The sequence below is a fragment of the Desulfovermiculus halophilus DSM 18834 genome (assembly GCF_000620765.1).
Lineage (GTDB): Bacteria > Desulfobacterota > Desulfovibrionia > Desulfovibrionales > Desulfothermaceae > Desulfovermiculus > Desulfovermiculus halophilus.
Genome location: NZ_JIAK01000013.1, coordinates 28,070 through 49,594, shown reverse-complemented (window position 1 = coordinate 49,594; position 21,525 = coordinate 28,070). Strand labels below are relative to the sequence as shown.

At 59.4% G+C, this 21,525-nt stretch carries 19 protein-coding genes; 15 read left to right on the top strand and 4 right to left on the bottom strand.

Features of this window, described 5'->3' with window-relative positions; genetic code table 11:
* The first annotated feature begins 84 nt into the window (after positions 1–84).
* From N902_RS0107790 to N902_RS16970, 7 genes are all read left to right on the top strand, one after another.
* On the top strand, positions 85–1,539 hold the full coding sequence (locus N902_RS0107790; RefSeq protein ID WP_027370484.1) for an Rne/Rng family ribonuclease: 1,455 nt from the start codon (positions 85–87) through the stop codon (positions 1,537–1,539).
* A complete protein-coding gene (locus N902_RS0107785; RefSeq protein ID WP_027370483.1) occupies positions 1,539–2,099 on the top strand; it encodes an epoxyqueuosine reductase QueH in 561 nt (186 codons plus the stop codon). Before N902_RS0107790 ends, N902_RS0107785 begins: the two co-directional genes overlap by 1 nt.
* A 69-nt stretch (positions 2,100–2,168) precedes the next feature.
* The gene (hemW, locus tag N902_RS0107780; protein WP_027370482.1) at positions 2,169–3,302 is read left to right on the top strand and encodes a radical SAM family heme chaperone HemW; all 1,134 of its coding nucleotides are present in this window, start codon (positions 2,169–2,171) and stop codon (positions 3,300–3,302) included.
* A gap of 250 nt (positions 3,303–3,552) precedes the next feature.
* Positions 3,553–4,338, top strand: a complete 786-nt coding sequence (locus N902_RS0107775) for a type III pantothenate kinase (RefSeq protein WP_027370481.1) — start codon at positions 3,553–3,555, stop codon at positions 4,336–4,338.
* A gap of 138 nt (positions 4,339–4,476) precedes the next feature.
* Positions 4,477–5,778, top strand: a complete 1,302-nt coding sequence (gene eno, locus N902_RS0107770) for a phosphopyruvate hydratase (protein ID WP_027370480.1) — start codon at positions 4,477–4,479, stop codon at positions 5,776–5,778.
* A 131-nt stretch (positions 5,779–5,909) separates the two neighbouring features.
* Positions 5,910–6,821 (top strand): bifunctional methylenetetrahydrofolate dehydrogenase/methenyltetrahydrofolate cyclohydrolase FolD, encoded by a 912-nt coding sequence (gene folD / locus N902_RS0107765; RefSeq protein WP_027370479.1) that lies wholly within the window; start codon positions 5,910–5,912, stop codon positions 6,819–6,821.
* Positions 6,822–6,931: 110 nt separating this feature from the next.
* Entirely contained in the window at positions 6,932–7,708 is a 777-nt protein-coding gene (locus tag N902_RS16970) for an NRDE family protein (protein ID WP_051564428.1), read from the top strand.
* Between the two features lie 387 nt (positions 7,709–8,095).
* On the opposite strand, the gene N902_RS0107755 is transcribed toward N902_RS16970, so the two are convergent.
* The 3 genes from N902_RS0107755 to N902_RS0107745 form a co-directional block, all read right to left on the bottom strand.
* Positions 8,096–10,207, bottom strand: a complete 2,112-nt coding sequence (locus tag N902_RS0107755) for a ribonucleoside triphosphate reductase (RefSeq protein WP_425246607.1) — start codon at positions 10,205–10,207, stop codon at positions 8,096–8,098.
* A 53-nt stretch (positions 10,208–10,260) separates the two neighbouring features.
* Positions 10,261–10,953, bottom strand: coding sequence for an anaerobic ribonucleoside-triphosphate reductase activating protein (locus tag N902_RS16965; protein WP_084288034.1), 693 nt, complete (start codon positions 10,951–10,953; stop codon positions 10,261–10,263).
* 800 nt (positions 10,954–11,753) lie between these two features.
* Positions 11,754–12,218 (bottom strand): 23S rRNA (pseudouridine(1915)-N(3))-methyltransferase RlmH, encoded by a 465-nt coding sequence (locus N902_RS0107745; RefSeq protein WP_034622213.1) that lies wholly within the window; start codon positions 12,216–12,218, stop codon positions 11,754–11,756.
* A 167-nt stretch (positions 12,219–12,385) separates the two neighbouring features.
* Between N902_RS0107745 and N902_RS0107740 the strand changes: the two genes are divergently transcribed.
* From N902_RS0107740 to cobS, 8 genes are read left to right on the top strand one after another with little or no spacing between them, the layout of a single operon-like run.
* The gene (locus N902_RS0107740) at positions 12,386–12,952 is read left to right on the top strand and encodes a DUF4390 domain-containing protein (RefSeq protein ID WP_027370476.1); all 567 of its coding nucleotides are present in this window, start codon (positions 12,386–12,388) and stop codon (positions 12,950–12,952) included.
* Between the two features lie 6 nt (positions 12,953–12,958).
* A complete protein-coding gene (locus tag N902_RS0107735; protein WP_051564427.1) occupies positions 12,959–15,148 on the top strand; it encodes a sensor histidine kinase in 2,190 nt (729 codons plus the stop codon).
* A 36-nt stretch (positions 15,149–15,184) separates the two neighbouring features.
* Positions 15,185–16,555, top strand: a complete 1,371-nt coding sequence (locus N902_RS0107730; protein ID WP_027370474.1) for a sigma-54-dependent transcriptional regulator — start codon at positions 15,185–15,187, stop codon at positions 16,553–16,555.
* A gap of 6 nt (positions 16,556–16,561) precedes the next feature.
* A complete protein-coding gene (locus N902_RS16960; RefSeq protein ID WP_051564426.1) occupies positions 16,562–17,461 on the top strand; it encodes an RluA family pseudouridine synthase in 900 nt (299 codons plus the stop codon).
* A gap of 37 nt (positions 17,462–17,498) precedes the next feature.
* Positions 17,499–17,726, top strand: coding sequence for a MoaD/ThiS family protein (locus N902_RS0107720; protein WP_027370473.1), 228 nt, complete (start codon positions 17,499–17,501; stop codon positions 17,724–17,726).
* 37 nt (positions 17,727–17,763) lie between these two features.
* Positions 17,764–19,197, top strand: a complete 1,434-nt coding sequence (locus N902_RS16955; RefSeq protein ID WP_161635164.1) for a M23 family metallopeptidase — start codon at positions 17,764–17,766, stop codon at positions 19,195–19,197.
* 55 nt (positions 19,198–19,252) lie between these two features.
* A complete protein-coding gene (gene cobU / locus N902_RS0107710; protein WP_034622211.1) occupies positions 19,253–19,777 on the top strand; it encodes a bifunctional adenosylcobinamide kinase/adenosylcobinamide-phosphate guanylyltransferase in 525 nt (174 codons plus the stop codon).
* Positions 19,778–19,787: 10 nt separating this feature from the next.
* Positions 19,788–20,525 (top strand): adenosylcobinamide-GDP ribazoletransferase, encoded by a 738-nt coding sequence (cobS, locus tag N902_RS0107705; RefSeq protein ID WP_027370471.1) that lies wholly within the window; start codon positions 19,788–19,790, stop codon positions 20,523–20,525.
* A gap of 216 nt (positions 20,526–20,741) precedes the next feature.
* Here cobS and N902_RS0107700 read toward each other — a convergent pair whose 3' ends face one another.
* Entirely contained in the window at positions 20,742–21,353 is a 612-nt protein-coding gene (locus N902_RS0107700; protein ID WP_034622208.1) for a DedA family protein, read from the bottom strand.
* Positions 21,354–21,525 lie beyond the last annotated feature (172 nt).

Genomic DNA, 21,525 nt, shown 5'->3' with positions numbered 1-21,525 from the left:
CGGATGTCAAGCTGAGGTGCGCCCCGCGGACATCCGCCGTGCGCAAGCGGTGGGCAAAAACATTTTGAACCAGAATAGAGTGCTATGGCTGAAAAAAAGCGAAGAAAGATGTTCATCAGTGTCCTGCCCGGTGAACAGATCGAGGTCGTGTTGACCAAAGACGGCACGGTGCAGGAATACTACGTGGAGATGTTGCAGCAAGCCAAGACCAAGCGAAACATCTATAAGGCCCAGATTCACAATATTGACCCGGCCCTGCAGGCCGCATTCGTCAATTACGGAAGTCAACGCAACGGCTTTCTGCAGATCGACGAGGTCCATCCGGAGTACTACCAGGCTGACATCAAGCCCGGGAAAGGGCAGCGGTTCCCGCCCATTCAGCGGGTCCTCAAGCCGGGGCAGCAGCTTTTGGTCCAGGTGGTCAAGGAGCCAACCGGGAACAAAGGTGCATTTTTGACCACCTACCTCAGCCTGCCCGGCCGCTATTTTGTCCTTACTCCCGGCCGGGAACAGCTCGGGGTGTCCAGGAAGATCGAGGACGAAAAAGAACGGACCAGGCTGAAATCCCTCATGGAGGAGCTGAACCTGGATCCGGGCATCGGGGTTATCCTGCGGACGGTGAGTTCGGACCAGAACAAGACCAACCTGTCCCGGGACCTGCAATTTTTGAAGAGGCTGTGGAAAGAGGTGCGCAAGAAAGGTGTGGGGGAGACCTCGCCGGCCCTGATTTATGAGGAGAAGGACCTGGCCTTTCGAGCGGTCCGGGACTATTTGACCGCTGACGTCAGCGAGATCTGGGTGGACGACGCAGAAACGGCCAATCAGGTCCAGGAAGTGGCCGCCCTGGTCTTTCCCCGCCGGAAGCGGATGGTCAAGCGGCACCTGGATTCGGATAAGTACCTCTTTGACCGCTTCAATCTGAGCAAGCAGCTGGAAACCGTGTACAGCCGCAAGGTGACCCTGCCCAGCGGGGGGGAGCTGGTCTTTGACCAGACTGAGGCCCTGATGGCTGTGGACATCAACTCCGGAAAGATCGGCGGGGAGAACAACTTCAAGGAGATGGCCCTGAAGACCAATCTGGAGGCGGCCCAGGAGATTGCCCAGCAGCTGCGCCTGCGGGATGTGGGCGGACAGGTGGTCATCGATTTCATCGAGATGAAAGAGCACAAGCACTGCCGGGAGGTGGAAAAGTCCCTGCGCAATGCACTCAAGGAGGACAAGGCCAGGACCACGGTGGGCAAGATATCCAGGTTCGGCCTCTTGGAGATGGTTCGCCAGCGCATGGGGTCCTCCGCCTTGTCCACGACCTGGCAGGACTGCCCGGCATGCCAGGGCTCAGGCTATGTTCGCAGCCTGGAGTGGCAGGCCCTGCAGGCCCTGAAGGATATCGCCCGCCAGATGCAGAGCAAAAAAGGCCCCAACCCGGTAGAGTACACGGTGGACCGTGAGCTGGGGGCGTATCTGCTCAACTGCAAGCGGAGGAAGATCTGCGAAATGGAAGACAGCTACGCAACCCAGGTTCTGATCAAGAGCGAATAATGGCCTTTCCCCGGGTGCTTCTGCATATCTGCTGCGGTCCATGCGCCCTGTATCCGGTGCAGGATCTTCGTGCTGCTGGCTATGAGGTGGTCGGACTCTTCTACAACCCCAATATCCACCCCCTGCAGGAATACCTGCGCCGCAGGGAAGGAGCGGCCCAAGCCGCTGAGCATTTGGACCTGAAGATGATCTGGAAGGACGATGAGTACGATCCGGGCCGCTTTATGCGCCAGGTGGTCTTTCGGGAGTTAAGGCGCTGCTTTTTCTGCTACCAGATGCGGCTGGAACGGACCATGTCCATAGCCGAACGGGGCAAGTTCGATGCCTTCAGCTCCACCCTGCTGTACAGCATCCATCAACAGCATGAGCAGATAGCCGGGCTGGGCCGGGATATGGCCGGAAACAAAAGTCTCCGGTTTGTGGACCGTGATTTTCGTCCGGGGTGGAAAGCAGGGATCGAACAAAGCCAGGCTCTGGGCATGTACAGACAGAACTACTGCGGGTGCCTGTACAGCGAGGCGGAGCGCTTCTCTTCTCAGCTCGCGGCCTTGATTTCCTGACCAGTCTGAACGCAGGGAGGCGCTCACCCCCTGAACGAATCCGAACCCAGGGGTCCGCGGGCAGACGTCATGCACCTCTATCTCCACGTTCCCTTCTGCCGGTCAAAATGTGCGTATTGCGCTTTTGCCTCGGCTCCGCCGGGTCCGGGTGAGATAAAGGCCTATGTCCGGGCCGTGATCCGGGAGATGCAAACGAGGGCTCCGCAGGCTGCTGCATGCAAGGTGCAGACCCTGTACCTGGGCGGGGGAACCCCCAGTCTTCTCCCCTGTGCCGATCTGGAGCGCCTGCTCCGCGCAGCAGGGGAGACATTCTCCTGGAGAGATGAACCGGAGATCACCCTGGAGGCCAACCCGGATTCGGTGCACAGTCTGGGGCAGGTCCAAAGCTGGCAAGAGCTGGGGGTGACCAGAGTCAGCCTGGGGATCCAAAGCCTGGATCCGGCGATTCTGGAGTTTTTGGGCCGCACCCACACTTTGAAGCAGTCCGAAGCGGCTGTGGACCGCCTGCGGCGGGCTGGAATGGACAACTTCGGCCTGGACCTGATCTGGGGCATTCCGGGACAGGGGGTCAGAGGGTGGAGGGACAGCGTATCCAGGGCGGCAGCCTGGGGGCCCGCACATCTGTCCCTGTACAGCTTAAGCGTCGAGCCTAACACCCAACTTGCTGACATGATCGAGGCGCGGGGCGAGGGAGGATCCCAGGGGGAGCGGAAGCCAGAATGGCCGGAGGAAGAGGTCTGGACCGAGATGTTTCTGCAGGGTCGCGAGATTTTGCTCCGGTCCGGATTTGAGCACTACGAGATCTCCAATTTCGCCCTCCCGGGCAGACGCTGCCAGCACAACAGCGGTATCTGGCGGGGAGAGGCATATCTTGGATTCGGCCCGGCGGCGGTGTCTTCTCTGCATTGCGTGCGGCGGAAGAATCCAGAGCGCTTGGGAGACTACCTGCAAATGATCGCCCATGGCCGGCCGGGGCCCGAGGAGGAGATCCTGGACCCAGGTATTGTGCACTGGGAGAAGGCCATGCTTTCCCTGCGCACATCCCAGGGGATGGAGTGGACGGCTATCCAGGGCTGGGGGAAAGAGGCCCTTGCGGCTCAGCTGGAACAGGCCGGTCTGCTTAAGATCAAAGGCGGGCGTGTGTCTCTGACCCCGCAGGGGATGCTGGTCAGCAACGAGATCCTGGCCAGGCTGCTGGAGTGATGCGCACATTCATTCCCGCGAAAGAAGGTCATTTCGGACCCCGGATCCAAGTCCGGGGCAGACCACGATCCGGGACCAGGATCCAGGATTTTTTGGGCTCTTCGACACAGGAAGTGGAGTTGCACGCATAAGAGATGGCAAACTCCAAAAATCCACAGGCTACGTCGAAGAACCATTTTTTGTCTCCCAAAGGAAGTGAGGCTTTGACCTGGACTGGCAGCACCCCGGCAAACCATCTTGGAGGGCATGCGTGCAGACTTATCGGCTCCTGCTCGACGTGGGGAATACGAATACCAAGCTGGGCGTATCCAAGGGCCACGTCATCCTCAATTCCTTTGTACTGCCCACCCATGCCAGAGACACCGCGGATACCTTCGGTCTGCGGGTGATGCAGATCTTCGATCACCTGCGCATTTCCCCCCGGCAGGTCCAGGCCTGGGTGGTTTCCTCCGTGGTCCCGGAACACAACACCATGATCCGCAAGGCCGGAGAAAAATACTCCACCTGTCCGGTGCTCTTTGTGCCCGACGATCTGCCCCTTCCCCTGCATAACCGCTACGCAAACCCCCAGGAGGTGGGGGCCGACCGGCTGGTGACTGCATTTGCAGCCCGCAGACTTTTGTCCACTTCAGGGCTGATCGTTATTGATTTCGGAACGGCAACCACAGTAGAGTGCATTCAGGGTCACGATTATCTGGGGGGCCTTATCTGTCCGGGCGTGTTTTCTTCCCTGGGGGCTCTGGCCGGACATACGGCCAAGCTGCCCAGGATCAGCCTGGAGCACAGTTCGTCCGGGCTGGAGATCGGCAGGAGCACGGCCGAGAGCATGAATCAAGGCTTTCTGTACGGGTTTGCCAGCATGATCCAGGGGCTGTGCCAACAGCTGCGCGGTTTTTTGACCCCGGAGGTCACGGTGGTGGCCACCGGGGGATTCGCCGGGGCAATCACCCCCCTGTGTTCATGTCTGGATACTGTTCGCGAGGATCTCTTGCTGCAGGGGCTGCTCATGGCTCATCAGAAGACAGAGGACAGATGACAGGAGACAGAAGACAGAGGACAGAGGGCAAACTCCAAAAATCCACAGGCTACGTTGAAGAACCAGGATTTTTTGCCTGTCTTGTGGCAAAAGAAGCAGAGTTGCCGGAGGCGAAGCTGAAACAGGAGGTAGAGAGATATGAGCGTTATTGCCCAGTTAGGAGCCAGAGAGATATTGGATTCCCGGGGAAATCCAACTGTGGAGGTTGAGGTGGAGCTGGAATCCGGGGTCTGGGAGCGGGCGGCCGTGCCCTCGGGTGCTTCCACCGGGTCCAGAGAGGCCTTGGAGCTCAGGGACAAGGACGCCAACCGTTATGGGGGCAAGGGGGTGCAGACTGCGGTGAGCAATGTGCTGCACACCATCGCCCCCACCCTGGTGGGTATGGACGCCCTGCGGCAGTTGGAAGTGGACAGCGTGCTCCTGGAGCTGGACGGAACAGAGAACAAGAGCAGCCTGGGAGCCAATGCCCTTCTCGGGGTGTCCATGGCTGTGGCCAGGGCGGCCGCCGCCTATCTCAATCTGCCGCTCTATCAATACCTGGGAGGGGTGGGGGCCCGCGTTCTTCCCGTCCCTCAGATGAACATCCTGAACGGCGGGGCTCATGCCCCGAACAATCTGGATATCCAGGAGTTCATGATTCTGCCCCTGGGAGCCTCGAGCTTTGCCCAGGCCCTGCGCATGGGATCGGAGACCTTTCAGGCCTTGAAGGCCATTCTGGCCGAAGGGGGGCACATCACCTCGGTGGGGGACGAAGGGGGATTTGCTCCCAACCTGGACAGCCATGAGCAGGCCCTGGAACGCATTGTCCAGGCCATCGAGAAGGCCGGCTACACCCCTGGCGCGGACATCGCCCTGGGGCTGGATGCGGCGGCCTCCGAGTTCTTTTCCCAAGGTGCCTACAACCTGCGGGGGGAGAACAAAGTCCTGGATGCCTCCGGAATGGTGGACTACTACCTGGATCTGTGCCGGCGCTTTCCCATAGTATCCATTGAAGACGGCCTGGCTGAGCAGGACTGGGACGGCTGGAAGATCCTGACCGAGCGCATGGGACATATGATTCAGCTGGTGGGCGACGATATCTTTGTCACCAACCCGGCCATCCTGGCCGAAGGGATTTCCAAAGGCGTGGCCAACTCCATATTGATTAAGCTGAATCAGATCGGCACCCTGAGCGAGACCCTGGAGACCATCGAGCTGGCCAGGAAAAACGGCTATACTTCGGTGGTTTCGCATCGTTCCGGGGAAACCGAGGATCATTTCATTGCCGATCTGGCGGTCGCGGTCAACGGAGGACAGATCAAGGCCGGTTCATTGAGCCGCAGCGACCGGCTGGCCAAATACAACCAGCTCCTGCGCATCGAGGATGATCTGGGCGGACAGGCCCGCTTTGCCGGGCCGGACCTGGTGCAGGAATGGGGGCAAAAACACAAACCGGCTTGACAAGCACGGAAGACATACCTTAGCAAGGATAGCAAACCGTTGAGAATGATAGGTTTGTGAACTTGAGGGGGCTGGAGCAGGGCATTTCCGCTCCGGTTGATTGGATCCAACTATTGCAAAGGAGACGGGGTATGAGTGCACAATTGATCAAGGGCACGGACATCCGGGAAGAGATTTTGGAGGAGCTGGCCAAAGAAGTGCAGGACATCAAGGACAAGCACGGAAAGGTCCCGGGACTGGTGACCATCCTGGTCGGGGAAAATCCCGCCTCCCAGTCCTACGTCTCCCTGAAGATCAAGACCGCCCATCGGTTGGGCTTTAATGAGGTTCAGGACACTCAGCCGGACACCATCTCTGAGGAAGAGCTTTTGGGTCTGATCGACAAGTACAACAAGGACGAGTCGATACACGGGATACTTGTCCAGCTTCCCCTGCCCAAGCATATTGACGAGAAAAAGGTGCTCAACGCCATCGATCCGGACAAGGATGTGGACGGCTTTCATCCGGTCAATGTGGGCCGGCTGATGATCGGCGGGAACGAGGTCAAGTTCCCTCCCTGCACCCCGGCCGGAATTCAGGAGATGATCATCCGGGCAGGAGTGGAAACCGAAGGTGCGGAGGTCGTGGTCGTCGGCCGGTCCAACATCGTGGGCAAGCCCATTGCGAACATGATGGTTCAGAAAGGCAAAGGGGCCAATTCCACTGTGACCGTTGTGCATACCCGGACCAAGGATATGGAGTCCCACTGCAAGCGGGCGGACATCCTGATCGTAGCCGCCGGGGTGCCCGGACTGGTCAAGCCGGAATGGATCAAGCCCGGGGCCTGTGTCATTGATGTGGGCGTAAACCGCGTGGGCGAGAAGCCGAGCAAAAAGGACCCGAACAAGATGGTCCCCATCCTGCGCGGGGATGTGGATTTTGATACGGCCAAGGACATCGCCGGGTACATCACGCCGGTGCCCGGGGGGGTGGGACCGATGACCATCACCATGCTCATGCGCAACACCGTCCGCTCCCTGAAGTACCATCTGGGCATCGCCTAGCCCGGGACCGTCAATAAGCGGACGTCGTCGTGTGCCCCGGCAGGCCTTGTGGAGGCCGGCCGGGGCTTTTTCATGTTCACACATACATCGTCAGGCGGGGGAGATACGATATGTGTCTTATGGTCATGGCCGTGCGGGTGCATCCCGACTTTCCGCTTATCCTGGCCGCCAACCGGGATGAGTTCGACAGCCGCGGATCCAGGCCGGCCCAGTTCTGGCCCGAGGCTCCCCAAGTCTTGGCCGGCCGGGATCACAACGGAGGCGGGACCTGGCTGGGAGTGAATACCAGGGGGCGGCTGGCCATGGTCACGAACGTCCGGGATCCAAAGACCTTTCGCCCCCATCGTCCGTCCAGGGGCAAGCTGCCTGTGGACTACCTGCTGCACACACAGGACGAGACCCGGTTTTGGTCCCGGCTGTCCAGAACGGGCTCGGAGTACAACGGGTTCAACCTTGTCTTTGGCTCCGGATCCGAGCTGCACTGGTTCAGCAACGCCGGGGGCGGGGCGCGGCCCATTCCCTCCGGAATTCACGGCTTGAGCAACGCCGGGCTGAATACGCCCTGGCCCAAGGTGATCCGGGCCAGGGCCGGCCTGTGGGCCTTACTGCACAGCGGGCGCAGGCCAGGCCCGGAAGAGCTGTTTGCCCTGCTGGCCGACACTACCCGGGTGCCGGACAGGGATCTTCCGGATACCGGGGTGGGGCTGGACATGGAGCGTATCCTGGCCCCGATCTGTGTGCACAGCCCGGGCTACGGGACCCAGGTGTCCACCCTGGTCTTTGTCCACCGCAGTGGGCGGATCGATTTCTGGGAGAAGGATGTCCGGACCGGAAATGAGGTGGGGGGTAATGCTGTGCGGCGGTTTAGGATTAAAGGCAAGCAGTGAATGCAGACCGAACGTGTTGCTGGGATATAATGAGGGCAAAAAGTTGCCAACTTTTTGCGGTTCTTCGACGTAGCCTGTGGATTTTTGGAGTTTGCCATCTCTTCTGTGTGCCCACTTTCGGCCCGGTATTTTCTAAGCCCCGCCAAAGGGGGATCCCTGCCCCCTCCCGGCTACTCACGTTCAGGTCACTGCTTTCTGTGTGCCTGAGCGTATCATACACGTGAGTGCCGGGTGGCGGGACCAAGAAAATGTGCGGGCCTGCCGCTCACGGCACACAGAAGAGACGGCAAACTCTTATGCAGGCAATTCCACTTTCTGTGTCGAAGAGCTCTTTTTGTCCTCATTGGTATGAAGCTCCTCTTCCCGAAGGCCAAGAGGCAGCAGACTTCAGCCCTGCTCCTCCACTGGGGCAAAGACCTTCCGGTCCTTGTACTCGGCCCGCTTGCCCTTGTTCCATAAGGTCACCGGCCGGTAGTAGCCCACCACCCTGGTGTAGACCTCGGTTTCCGCTCCGCAGTGGGGGCAGGAGAAGTGCTCTCCGTTGATATACCCGTGGGCCTTGCAGACGGAGAAGGTGGGGGTGATGGAGATGTAGGGCAGCTTGGTCTTGGACATAGCCTTGATCATGAATGCCTTCAAGGCCTGGGTGTCGGCCACGGCCTCGCCCAGGAAGGTGTGAAAGACAGTGCCCCCGGTGTACTTGGGCTGGAGCATGTTCTGATGCTCCAAGGCGGCAAAGACGTCGCTGGTCGCATCCACGGGCAGGGCGGTGGAGTTGGTGTAGTAGGGGACATCGTCTCCCGAGGTCTCAATGTCCTGGTACAGGTTCTTGTCGATCTTGGCCAGACGGTAGCTGGTGCCTTCGGCCGGGGTGGCCTCCAGGTTGTACAGATGCCCGGTTTCTTCCTGAAAGGCGGAGGTCAGCTCCCGCAGGTGCTCCAGGGTGCGCTGCATGAGCCGGATGCCGGCCGGGGACTCGATGCCTTTGCCCAAAAGGTTCTGGCAGGCCTCGTGCCCTCCGATGAGCCCAATGGTGCTGAAGTGGTTGATCAGTCCGTTCTTCAGGTAGCGGGCGGAAAAGGGGTACATCCCCCGGTCCATGTTGTCGCTGACCCATTTCCGCTTGAACTCCAGAGAGTCCTTGGCCAGGGTTGCGTACTCAGCCACCAGGTCCAGGAAGTCCTCCTCGTCCTGAGCCAGATAGCCCAGCTTGGGCAGGTTCAAGGTGACCACGCCGATGGAGCCGGTCAGGTCCCCGGCGCCGAAGAGCCCGCCGGTGCGCTTCTTCAGCTCCCGGATGTCCATCTGCAGCCGGCAGCACATGGAGCGGACGTCCTCAGGCTTCAAATCCGAATTGATGAAGTTCTGGAAATAGGGCACGCCGTATTTCGCAGTCAGTCTGAGCAGGAGCTCTCCGACCTCTGAATCCCAGGGGAAGTCTTCGCCGACATTGTAGGTGGGGATGGGAAAGCTGAAGATTCGTCCGTGGTAATCGCCTTCAAGCATGACCTCCAGAAATGCCCGGTTGATGAGCTCCATCTCCGGGGCGTAGTCATCATAGCATTCATCCTGGAGCTCACCGCCGATGATTACCGCTTCCTGCCCGATGTGCTTGGGCGGGACCAGGTCGAAGGTCAGGTTGGTGAATGGGCTCTGTCCCCCCCAGCGGGAGGTGGTGTTCACATTGAACACAAACTTCTGGATGCTCTGCTTGACCCGGGGAAAATCGAACCCATCGGCCCGCACAAAAGGGGCCAGGTAGGTGTCCACGTTGTTGAAGGCCTGGGCTCCGGCCCACTCGTTCTGCAGGGTCCCCAGGAAGTTGACCATCTGGCCCAGGGCCGAGTCCAGATGCTTGGCCGGGCCGGAGGAGCATCTGCCTTCCAGGTTAAAGCCTTCCAAAAGCAGGTCCCGCAGGCTCCATCCGGCGCAGTAGCCGGCCAGACCGAAGGAAAGATCGTGGATGTGGAAATATCCGTGCTCGTGGGCCATGCGGACCTCTTCCGGGTATTTCTCCAAGGCGTATCTGGCCTGCACGGATCCGGAAAGATGAAGCATAAGCCCTTGAAAGGAGTGGGACATGTTCGCGTTTTCCGCCACCCGCCAGTCTTGCTTGTGCACGTAGTTGTCGATGGTCTTGCCGATGTCCAGAAAGGCCTCCTGCTGGCTGCGCAGCTGCCTGCGCTGCTCGCGGTACAGGATGTAGCGCTTGGCCACCGGAAACAGGCGGCTCTCCATGAGCACCTGCTCCACCATGTCCTGGACCTGTTCCTGCTCCGGGATCTGGACCCCGGACAGCTTTTTTTCCACCTTGCCGGCCAGGCGCCGGGCGAGCAGGGGGTCGCGGATTCCGCTGGCCTGGAGGGCCTTGAGGATGGCCTGGGCAATATGATCAACGGCCCAGGTCTCCAGGCGGCCGTCGCGCTTGCGGATATGCTCTGGCGCGGTGTGCGGGGACTTGCTCCCCATGATCCGTTCTTCAACTTCAGTCATGAACATGTACACGCTCCTCCTCATGGGCACAGGCCCGGGTGCAACCCGTGGCCCAGGCCTTATACGCCGGGCTTCTCCGGCGGAATATAGGTTTGGATGGACAGGGTAGATCCGGATGGCACGAGCCTTTTGGTTTCCTCCAGGTCCTCGGGGCTCAGCTCCGGGACAGCGGTACAGCGGAAGAAAAAGAGTTCCGGGGCCTTTTGGGCCAAGCCAAAGATGGATTCCAGTGCGCGCTGGGCCCGGGCCGGGGAGCACCGGTCGCCGGTGAGTCGGGGATACTTGGCCCATGGTCCCTTGACGTCGACGGCAACGGCCTGAACCAGGTCCTGCTCCAGAAGTTCGCGGACCGTCTCCGGGTGCAGCCCGTTGGTATCCAGCTTGATCGAGAGTCCGAGGGCGGAGAGCTCCCGCAGCAGGATATCGATGCCCGGTACGCAGGTTGGTTCACCGCCGGAGACAACCAATCCGTCCAGCCACCCAGCCCTGGTCCGGACAAACCGGTGCACGGCGGCTTTGGAAACCGGGGGGCATTGGGCAGGGGTCCAGGCCAGACGGGCGTTGTGACAGGTCGGACAGCGCAGGTTGCACCCGCCCAGAAAAAGGACTGCACTGACTCGTCCCGGCCAGTCGCATAGGCTGCCCGGCTGGAGCCCGCGGACAGCTCCCCATGGATCGGGTGTCTTTGCGGAGGCATGCCGTACAGAGTCCTTGCATTCTTTCCCGGGGGCCGCGGATTGGATGTTTGTCATGGCGGTTTGGGGCTGTCGCGGATCAAGCCGCGGTTGAAAGTTCGGGGTCCTGTTTTAGGTAAAAAATGTAAAAAACAGGGTGTTATATGTATGTTTCGGGGGTTGGATGCCGGCTCAAGCAGACAATTGAAACGTAGCAACAAGTTGGAAACGGAGCAATCCTTGACAAGGAAAGAAGAGGGTCCAAAGCATATATTTTATGCTTAACATTTTTTATTTTTTGGACAAAGCGGAGCTGGAGCGCAAAGAGGTCTTGTGTTCTCTGCCCACCCAAGGAAGGGAATTGAAATGGAAAGAATGTTTCGGGTTCTTCGATGTAGCCTGTGGAATTTTGGAGTTTGCCATCTCTTCTGTGTGCCTTGAGCGGCAGACCCGCACATTTTCTTGGTCCCGCCCAAAGGGAGCACACAGAAGAGATGGCAAACTCTTATCACGACAGCGACACTTTGATATGGCCTTGCCGGAGATTGGTCCGTGGCCACGATTTTGGTCGACGTATCCACGACTCGTTCCGGGCGGTCGGCCCTCACTGCATTATGACCGCGGCTGACTGTTTGTTTGGGGGCTCTTGAAATTGTGAGGACCGACCGCTTATCCTCCACTTCGCCAGGAAACGTTACCGGCCGGAAATCGAAAAGCCACGGACCAATCCCCGGCTTCGACCAAGGACACTGTGAGTTCAGTAAAATGTCGCTGTAGAGTTATGCATGCAAATCCACTTCCTGTGTCGAAGAGCCATATTTCGCTTCCCTTGGTAAGCCCGGACAGGGCCTGTACCTGCGGGATGCCCCGGTCTTGGGTCAGTGGTGATAGGGATGGTTGTGCATAATGGCCGTCGCCCGGTAGAGCTGCTCCAAAAGAACTATCCTGGCCAGTTCATGGGGCAGGGTCATGGGGCCGAAGCTCAGGAGCATAGTGCTCCGGGCGGTCAACTCCTTAGCCAGCCCGTAGGCCCCGCCCAGAATAAAGCATGGAATCCGTCCCGGTTCCTCCAGCCAGGACTGAAGCTTTGAGGCCAGGCTGGGGGAGGACAGGGGCTTGCCTGCGCTATCCAAGCAGATGAGCATGTCCTGTGCCGATGTCTTGGCCAGGATGGACCGGGCCTCTGCCTGCATACGGTCCTGGGGGGACAGATGCCCGGGACCGTCCTTGAGCTCAAAAAGAGTCAGGGAAAAGAACGAGTCCAGACGGCGAATGTATGCAGCTGCGGCATCCTGCCAGTACGACTTCTTGAGTTTTCCGATGCAAATGATCTTGATCTGCATGACTGCTTGCGGGTGTCCAAGGTCAAGGTTGGGGACGATCAGCACCTGATTCCAGGGCCCAAGCTTGACGGGAGTTGATGAAATTTGCAACTCTTATCCGGTATTTCGGCCGGGAATGAACCTATGCCACTGAGCTGGCTCCGTCATCAGAGAATCTCCACGTGCATATGCTGTCATGTGAATATATTGCGGGCTGTATCCTGGGGCTTGCCCTTGTCCTGCTCTGGACCGTATCCGCGGGAGCACAGCAGCTGGCCTTGGAAGGTCTGGTCCTGGATAATGTTGGAGAGCGCATACAGCTCAGATTCGGGGTCCAGGCCAAAGACGTCGATGCCTTGGAACAGATCCTGGAAAAAGGAGGACAGCTGCAGATGCAGTGCGACATACGGCTTCGGCGCAGGCGGGGCTGGTGGCCGGACAGCACCGTGGTCGAGAAGCGGAGACGCTATCATCTAAAAACACACCCCTTGACCCAGACCTACAGATTGATCAATCAGCACACAAACAGTACTGCCCGGGACGACAGCCTGCAGGATCTGATGCACAGGCAATGGAAAGAGATTATTTTGGATCTGGGGGCATGGAAGATGCTGGATGCCGGAGCAGACTACATCCTGGAGCTCACCCTGCAGTTCACCCGTCCAAATGTTCCCCAATGGCTGAAGACAACTCTGTTTTTCTGGTCCTGGGACGTGGTGACCTCCCAGACCTTCCGCATGCATTTCACCTATTAGCCCCTTATGAACACTGAGTTCATCACGGCCCACGCCTCCCGGGACGCAAAGCGCAGAAGACGCCGAGAGCTCCTGCTTGCTCTGGGCGCATTCGGGCTGATAATCCTGTTCAGCTGGATTGAGCTCCATTTTTTCGGGGTCAACTCCTACCTCTTCCTCATCGTTTTCAACCTCAATCTCATCCTGCTCCTGCTTATCCTTTTCCTGGTCCTGCGCAACATGGTCAAGCTTTTCCTGGAGCGCAGGCGAAAGGCTCCAGGGGCCCTGTTGAGAACCAAGCTGGTCATCGTCTTCATCCTTCTTTCACTTATTCCGACTGTGCTCATGTTTCTGGTCTCGGTCAAGTTTGTCCAGACCTCGGTGGACTACTGGTTCCGGAGCCAAGTGGACCGCTCCCTGCAGCAGGCGGTGGAAGCGGGGAAGAACTTTTACGACCAGGTCCAGAAACGCCTGCAGGTCAGAGGGGAATTCATTGTCGAGCATATTAGAGAGCAGGAGTTTTTGTGGGGCGGGCCTGGAATGGATGACTATCTGGAGCAGAAGGCCGCTGAATATGGATTGAACCTGATTGGGGTTGTGGCTCCCAATCTGCAGGAGCAGAACTGGCATGCTCAGGACCCGTGGCCGGAGAAATGGCCGCAGGTGCAGGAGGAGATCGGGTGGGACAAGCTGCGCCGGAAACCGGAGGTCTGGTCCACCCTGCTTACTGCCGAAGATCAGGACCTGGTCCTGACCGTCATCCCGGTGGATGAAGGGACAACCGGGTTTCTGGTCCTGGGCGCCGGAGTGGGCAAGGGAGTCGTAGACAAGCTGGATCAAGTGGTGGAGGGCATTGAAGAGTACAAGAAGCTGGAGGTATTAAAAGGGCCGCTGAAGATCGCCTTTTACCTCCTGCTCGGGGTGATGGCCCTGCTCATCCTGTTCGGGGCGATCTGGTTCGGCTTTCGACTGGCCAAGGAGATTTCGGCCCCGATCCAGGCCTTGTCTGAAGGGACCCAGCGCATTGCCCACGGCGACCTGTCGGTCCGGCTTGAGGACCAGTCCACTGATGAACTGGGGCAGCTGGTGCAGTCGTTTAATGTCATGGCTGAGGATTTGGAGCGCAGTCAGGAGCGGCTGAACCAGGCCAACCAGGACCTCGGAACTCAGAATATCGAGCTTGAACAGCGGCGCAGGTACATGGAGGTGGTCCTGAATACGATCACTTCCGGGGTCATTTCCCTGGACCCCGAAGGCCGGGTCACGACCGTGAATCAGGCGGCTCTGACCATTCTGGACATGGAGCAGGATCAGCTCCTGGGCAGGTTTCCGATGCAGATGATCGCAGAGAGGCATCAGGAGCTCCTGGCGGAGGCCATGGACCAGGTGGCCAGGACTCCAAGCAGCACATGGCAGCGGCAGCTGGACATTCAACTGGGAAAGTCCGAGCGCAAGCTTCTGGTCAATGCCGTTGGGCTGCGGCCCAGCCAGGGCGAGGATATGGGCACGGTTCTGGTCTTCGAGGACATCACTGAGCTGGACAAGATGCAGCGGATGGCCGCATGGCGGGAGGTGGCCAGGCGCATTGCCCACGAAATAAAAAATCCCCTGACCCCGATCAAGCTGTCGGCCCAGCGTCTGGAACGCAAATACGCCTCCATTGCTCCGGATGAGAGCTTTGAGGAATGCACCCGGTTGATAGTCCGTCAGGTGGAGCATCTGCAGCAGATGGTCAAGGAGTTCTCAGCCTTTGCCAAGTTGCCCGATGTCCAGCCCGAACGGGACGACCTGCAGGCCCTGCTGACGGAAGTGGTCAGTCTGTTTCAGAACAGCCATTCTTTTATTCATTGGTCCCTGAATGTCCAGTCCGATCTTGTCTTCCGGTTTGACCGCTCGGCCATGAAGCAGGTGATGATCAATCTGCTGACCAATGGGGCGGAGGCCCTCAAGGACTGCCCGGATCCAAGGGTTGAGGTCTCGGCCGGCATGGACACACAGCAGCGCTGGGTGCGCCTGGAGATCAGGGACAATGGTCCGGGGATTGACGACCAGGAGCTGAACCGGCTTTTCGAGCCCTATTTTTCCCGGAAAAAAGGGAACACCGGTCTGGGCTTGACTATCGTCAAGTCCATAGTCAATGATCACCATGGGTATATCCGGGTCGCGCCGAACAGTCCGCAGGGGACAGTGTTCATTATTGAGCTGCCCGCGGCGTGATATTTGCGTCTTTATTTTGACCGAAAAAGAGCCGGCATGAGCAAAGGAAAAGTCTTAATCGTGGATGATGAACAGGATATCCTGCTCTCCCTGAGCGGCATCCTTGAAGATGAAGGGTATGAGGTCCGGACCTCGGAAAGCGGGGAAGAGGCCTGGACCATCCTGCAGAACGAGGATGTGGATCTCCTGTTTTTGGATATCTGGCTCCCCGGAGAGGACGGGATCTCGATTCTGGGAAAGGTCAGCCGGGACTATGCCAATCTTCCGGTGATCATGATCTCCGGACATGGAAACATCGAGACCGCTGTGGACAGCATAAAGAAAGGGGCATTCGACTTCATTGAAAAGCCCCTGTCCCTGGAGAAGGTCATGGTCACCGCGGCCAAGGCCCTGGAGTTCCGGGACCTGCAGCAGGAGAATCAGAATCTGCGGGCCAGGGTCAAGGCAGACTATGTCCAGGACCTCTCCGGACAGAGCCGCAAGATTCAGGAGCTGCGCACTCAGATAGACAGGGTGGCCCCCACCGACGCTTGGGTCCTGATAACCGGAGACAACGGGACGGGGAAAGAGATTGTGGCCCGCAGCATTCACAAAAAAAGCAGACGGGCCAAGAAATCGATGATCGCAGTGAACTGTGCAGCCATTCCTGAAGAGCTGATAGAAAGCGAGCTCTTCGGCCACGAAAAGGGGGCATTCACCGGCGCCGGGTCGACCCATGCAGGCAAGTTCGAGCTGGCCCACAAGGGGACCCTGTTTTTGGATGAGATCGGAGACATGAGTTTGAAGACCCAGGCCAAGATCCTGCGCATTCTGCAGGAACAGCGCTTTGAACGGGTCGGCGGTGGACGGAGCATCAGCGTGGATGTGCGGGTGATCGTGGCCACCAACAAGGATCTGGCCCAGGAGATTGCCGCCGGCCGCTTCAGGGAGGACCTGTTTTATCGCCTGAACGTCTTCCCCCTCCACGTCCCGGCCCTGAAAGAGCGCAGGGAGGACATCCCGGTCTTGATCCAGGAGTTCACTCAGGCCTTCTGTCAGGAAAACGGATTTCGGCCCCTGGACTTTGCAGACGAGGTATACGCCATACTCAAGGCCTATCCCTGGCCGGGAAATGTCCGGGAGCTGAAGAACTTCATCGAACGGATGCTGATTATGTACGCCGGACAGAAAATCACAGCCGATGATCTTCCTCCGGAGTTCCGGGGCCGGCCCAGGCAAGCGGAGCCCCTATCCACAAACGATTCGGACGATGATATGGATTTTAAGAATGCCCGGGCCGAATTCGAACGCAGATTCCTGCTCCAGAAGTTCAATGAATGCGAGGGCAATGTCTCCAGGCTGGCGGAGACGGTGGGGCTGGAGCGCAGCTATTTGCACCGCAAGCTTAGATCCTACGGGATTCATTGAGGCTCAATGGACACAAGGGAGGATCCGGCCCCAGGAGGCAGCCTGCGGATTCCGGAAAGGGCTGCCGGCAGGCGGCTTGACGATGCCCTCAGCCTGCTCTTGCCCCGGGCCGGCCGGCGCTCAAGGCAGCGGCTGATACAAGCCGGGGCAGTCACGGTGGACGGAAAGCGGCAGCCGAAAGGGTACCGGGTGGCACCGGGCCAGGAACTTCGGGTTGTGGAGCTGGAAGACAAGGACATCCAAACGCTGGGAGACGACTGGAAGCGGATTGCAGTTGTCCAGGAGACAGAGGCCTATGCAGCTGTGTGCAAACCTGGAGGGATGCATACCCAGCTCCAGGCGGCCAGCTCCCATACTGCTCTGGAAGCGGCCCTGCCCCGGCTGTTCCCGGGCCGGGATCCTGTCTTGGTGAACAGGCTGGACAGGGATACGTCAGGCCTGGTCCTGGCAGCCTTCTCCCCTGAGGCGGCCGCTGCCTACGCCCGGATGCAGGAGGCAGGCGAAACGGCCAAGACCTATCTGGCCCTGGTGCACGGCCGGGTGGAAACCGAAATATGTCTTGGCTGGGCCCTGGACAGCGCCAAACGAAAAAAGGTGCGGATTCTGACCCATATCGATTCCGATCCGCTGCGGTGGACCACGGTCCGGCCCCTGGCCTGCTCTGGGCAGCATCAGGTGAGCCTGGTCCAGGCCGAGATCAGCAAGGGAAGACGGCACCAGATTAGAGCCCATGCCGCGGCCATGGGACATCCGGTGGTGGGGGACACACTGTACGGAAGCGATTTTCAGGGCCCTATGTATCTGCATCACTGGCGGGTCAGTTTCCCCGGCTTCGAGGCCCGGGCTGTTCCGGATTGGGATACAGGGGGGTGGGGGATGGATCTGAGCACGTATATGCACTTTTAGCTTGGGCCAGATTTTCCGGCCAGGCCCGGGAGAGACTATGAAGATTCAGATTCGCTGCTATGCAACACTGGCTCGGTATCAGCCCAGCTCTGGGGAGGAGCTGCAGGTGCAGCCGGGGGTGACCGGGACTGATGTGGCTGCCCGGCTGGGGATTGGCCTTGAGGAGATCAAGGTCGCCTTTGTCAACGGCAGGCATGCGCCCCTGGAGACCGAGCTTCAGGATGGGGACCGGGTGGCCCTGTTCCCGGCTGTGGGCGGGGGGTGACCTTGACTTTTGGCGGTATTTGAGCCAAGTGGACAGTATGGCGGTACACACGAAGTCTGATCCCCTCCGGCGCATTCGGCTCAAGCGGCCCAGGCGAATGCGCATCTTCCTTCCCCTGCTCCTGGGGTTTATAGTTCTGGTCTTGGCCGCTGTCTCTGCCGGCAGGCACTGGATCGATCATCCCGAAGTAACGCAGACCGTGGGTGCGGACCAGGAGGTCCAGGCCCCGCCTGCTCCGGATCAGGCATCCGCAGAAGGGCGGGACGGTGATCCGGCTAACCAGGGGACGGGGCCAGAAGCGCCGGAAGCGGAAAGAGGGTCTGATGCCCCCGCCCAGGAACAGATCCATGTGGTGGAGAAGAAGGTCCAGCCCGGAGAGACCATTACATCCATGCTGTCCGACTTTCTGCAGCCGGTGGATGTCTATGCCCTGAACCGACAGGCCAAGGACGTCTTTCCCCTGCGCAGGATCAAGGCCGGGCAACCTTACAGGCTCAAGCTTGATTCCCAGGACTGTCTGCAGGGCTTTGAATACGAAATCAATGATCAGAAAAAGCTCTGTGTCTCCACAGCCGGGGGCGGATTTGATATCCGGACCGAACCAATCGAATACGATGTGCAGACCGCGGTTGTTGATGGGCAGATAGAGACCAGCCTGTTTGAGGCAGTCACCTCTGAAGGGGAGTCCGCCGTCCTGGCAGTCAAGCTGGCGGATATCTTTGCCTGGGACGTGGACTTCATCCGGGATATCCGCAAGGGAGACTCCTTTCGCCTGGTGGTGGAAAAGCGGTACCGGAAAGGTGAATTCAGCGGATACGGTCCCATCGTGGGAGCAAAGTTTACAAATCAGGGCCAGACCTATCAGGCCTTTCTGTTCACCACCAAGGACGGGCGGAGCGAGTACTTCAATCCCCAGGGCCAGGCCATGCGCAAGACCTTTCTCAAGGCCCCCCTGAACTTTACCCGGATCTCCTCCGGCTACACCCATCGGCGCAAGCATCCGATCCTGAATGTGGTCCGGCCCCATCTGGGGATCGACTACGCAGCACCCAGGGGGACGCCGGTCAAGAGCGTCGCGGACGGGGTGGTTATAGCCCGGGCCTATGAGCGGGGCGGGGGAAACTACCTGAAGATTCGACATACCAACGGATATATGACCCTGTACATGCACCTGTCCAAGTTTGCTTCCGGGGTGCGGAAAGGGGTCAGGGTGGAGCAGGGCCAGACCGTGGCCTACGTGGGCAGCACCGGCCTGTCCACCGGCCCTCATCTGGACTTCCGGGTCAAAAAGAACGGGTCCTACATCAATCCTTTGAAGATCGATTCCGAACCGGCCAGACCGGTGCCGGAGAGCGAGATGGCCAGGTTTCGGCGGGCCATCTCTCCCCTGCAGGCCTTACTGGAAGGGAAGAACCCCCTCTATGCCCAGACCGAGAACTCCTCCGAGTCCGATCCATCCGGTAGTTTCTGATTGGAGCCCAAACCTCCCCGCATGGTTGTAACCCTGATTTTTGAAAGGAATTCGTGTGGCTGAGATCACCTTGATACTCGGCGGCTGCCGCAGCGGCAAAAGCCGGTACGCCCTGGAGCATGCAGAAGCCCGGGGGGAAAGACGCAAAATATTCCTGGCCACCTGCCAGGCCTTTGACCCGGAGATGGAAAACCGGATTGCCGCCCATCAGCGGGAACGGGGCCCGGGGTGGGTCACTGTGGAAGAGCCCGTTGACCTGCCCGGCGCCCTTCAGCGGGAAAGCCGGGACTCTTCCCTGATCGTCCTCGACTGTCTGACCTTGTGGGTGTCCAATCTCCTGCAGGAGGGCAGGAGCGAGGAGCGGATCATGGAGGGGTTTCAGGAGCTGGCTGAAGCCCTGCGGGATGCAGCTGGAAACATCCTGGTGGTCTCCAATGAAGTGGGGCAGGGGATTGTCCCGGACAATCCTATGTCCAGACAGTTTCGGGACCTTGTGGGCTGGCTCAACCAGCGGATAGCGGCCACGGCTGATCGGGTGGTGTGGACCGTGGCCGGCATTCCGGTCACAGTCAAAGGATAAGGAGCCGGCAGTGGGCGGATGGTGGAACGACTTTCGGGGCGCACTGGGGTTTTTGACTGTCGTCCCGGTGGGAGCCGGTTGCGCCTTTCGTCCGGAGCGGATGGCCGGGTTCTTCCCTCTGGTCGGGCTGTTTGTGGGCCTGATCGTGGCCGGCGTGGACTGGATGGCCCGTCTTTTGTGGCCTGATCCGCTGGCCGCGGCGATTGTGGTCCTGACCCTTGTTGCGATCACCGGGGCCCTGCATGTTGATGGGCTGGCCGATGCTGGCGACGGACTCTTTTCCCACCGTTCCCGGGAACAGGTCCTGGCCATCATGAAGGATAGCCGGGTGGGGGTCATGGGCGTGGTCTGCCTGATCGGGGTCTTTGCTTTGAAGTGGGGGGCTGTGCAGGCCCTGTCCGCAGATAGGTTTCTGGCTCTGGCCCTGGTTCCAGCCTATTCCCGCCTGGGCATGCTGGCCGGGATGCGCTGGCTGCCCTACGGGCGCCCTGAAGGCGGGACGGGAGCCGCCTTTTGCGGCTCTGCCGCATCGCTCCGCATGTTCTGGTCCGCCGGGCTTTTGCTCCCAGTGTCTATGCTTCTCGGCTGGCAGGGGCTGGTCTTGAATCTGGTCTTTGTATCCGCCTGCGCCGGGATCCTTTTTTTCTACTCCCGGATCATCGGCTGTATTACCGGGGACACGCTGGGGGCCATGAACGAGGTCCTGGAGGCTGTGCTGTGGCTCTTTCTGGCGGTCCAGGTCCTGTAGCCGGCCGCCCCGGGCCGTGAGGCCGATCATGCAGAAGGGTATTCGTTCAGGGGGTCTTTCCCGGCCAGGAGGTCAAGGCCTAAGCTCGGCTGTTTGGTTATTTTTCGTATCAGTCCCAATACCGGTCTTATCGCCAACTGCATGAGCTGACCACCGCCTAGCTGGCAAAGGCCATGAATCCTGGCAAGGAGGTCTGAACGTTAGGCGGAAGGCCTTTTATTCAGCCGTTTCCCGCCGGCGCCGGTGCCACCAGATATAGACACCGATCATGATCAGGCAGGCCGGGATGAGGATGAACATGATCTGGTGCAGCTTGTCCATGAGCAGGTCCTGGTTGCGGCCGAAAAAATAGCCTAACAGGGCCAGGATCACCACCCATATCCCCGCTCCAAGACTGGTGAACAGGCAGAAAAGCCCTAGGTGCATGCGGGCCAAGCCAGCGGGCAGGGAGATGTACTGCCTGATCCCCGGGACCAGACGGCCGATAAAGGTGCTGATGTGTCCGTGGCGGGCAAAGAAGGTCTCTGCCTTGGTCAAGGTTTTTTCGGAGATGAAAAAGTAGCGGCCATAGGTGAGCAGAAAGGACCTGCCCACGGTCAGGGCCAGCCAGTAGTTGAAAATGCCGCCGAGGAGGCTGCCCAGGGTGCCGCAGGCGATGACCACTCCCAGGCGCATGGACCCCTGAGAGGCCAGGTAGCCGGCCGGTGGGACCACTACCTCGCTGGGAAAGGGGAAAAAGGAGGATTCCAGGAACATGAGGATGGTGATTCCCGGGTAGCCCCACTGGCCGATGGTGGATACCAGCCAGGTGACAAAGGATTCGAACATGGGCGCTCCTGATTGCAAAAAATATACAGCTCGGATCAAGCCCCGCCGGCTGGAGGAGAATTCCATACAATGCCTGAAATGGCAAGGTTTCCTCCCAGCCAGGGCAACGAGGTGAGGTTCCAGTGGTCAGGCTGGGAAAACCCCGCTTTCGGTTTGACTCACCGAAGCGGGC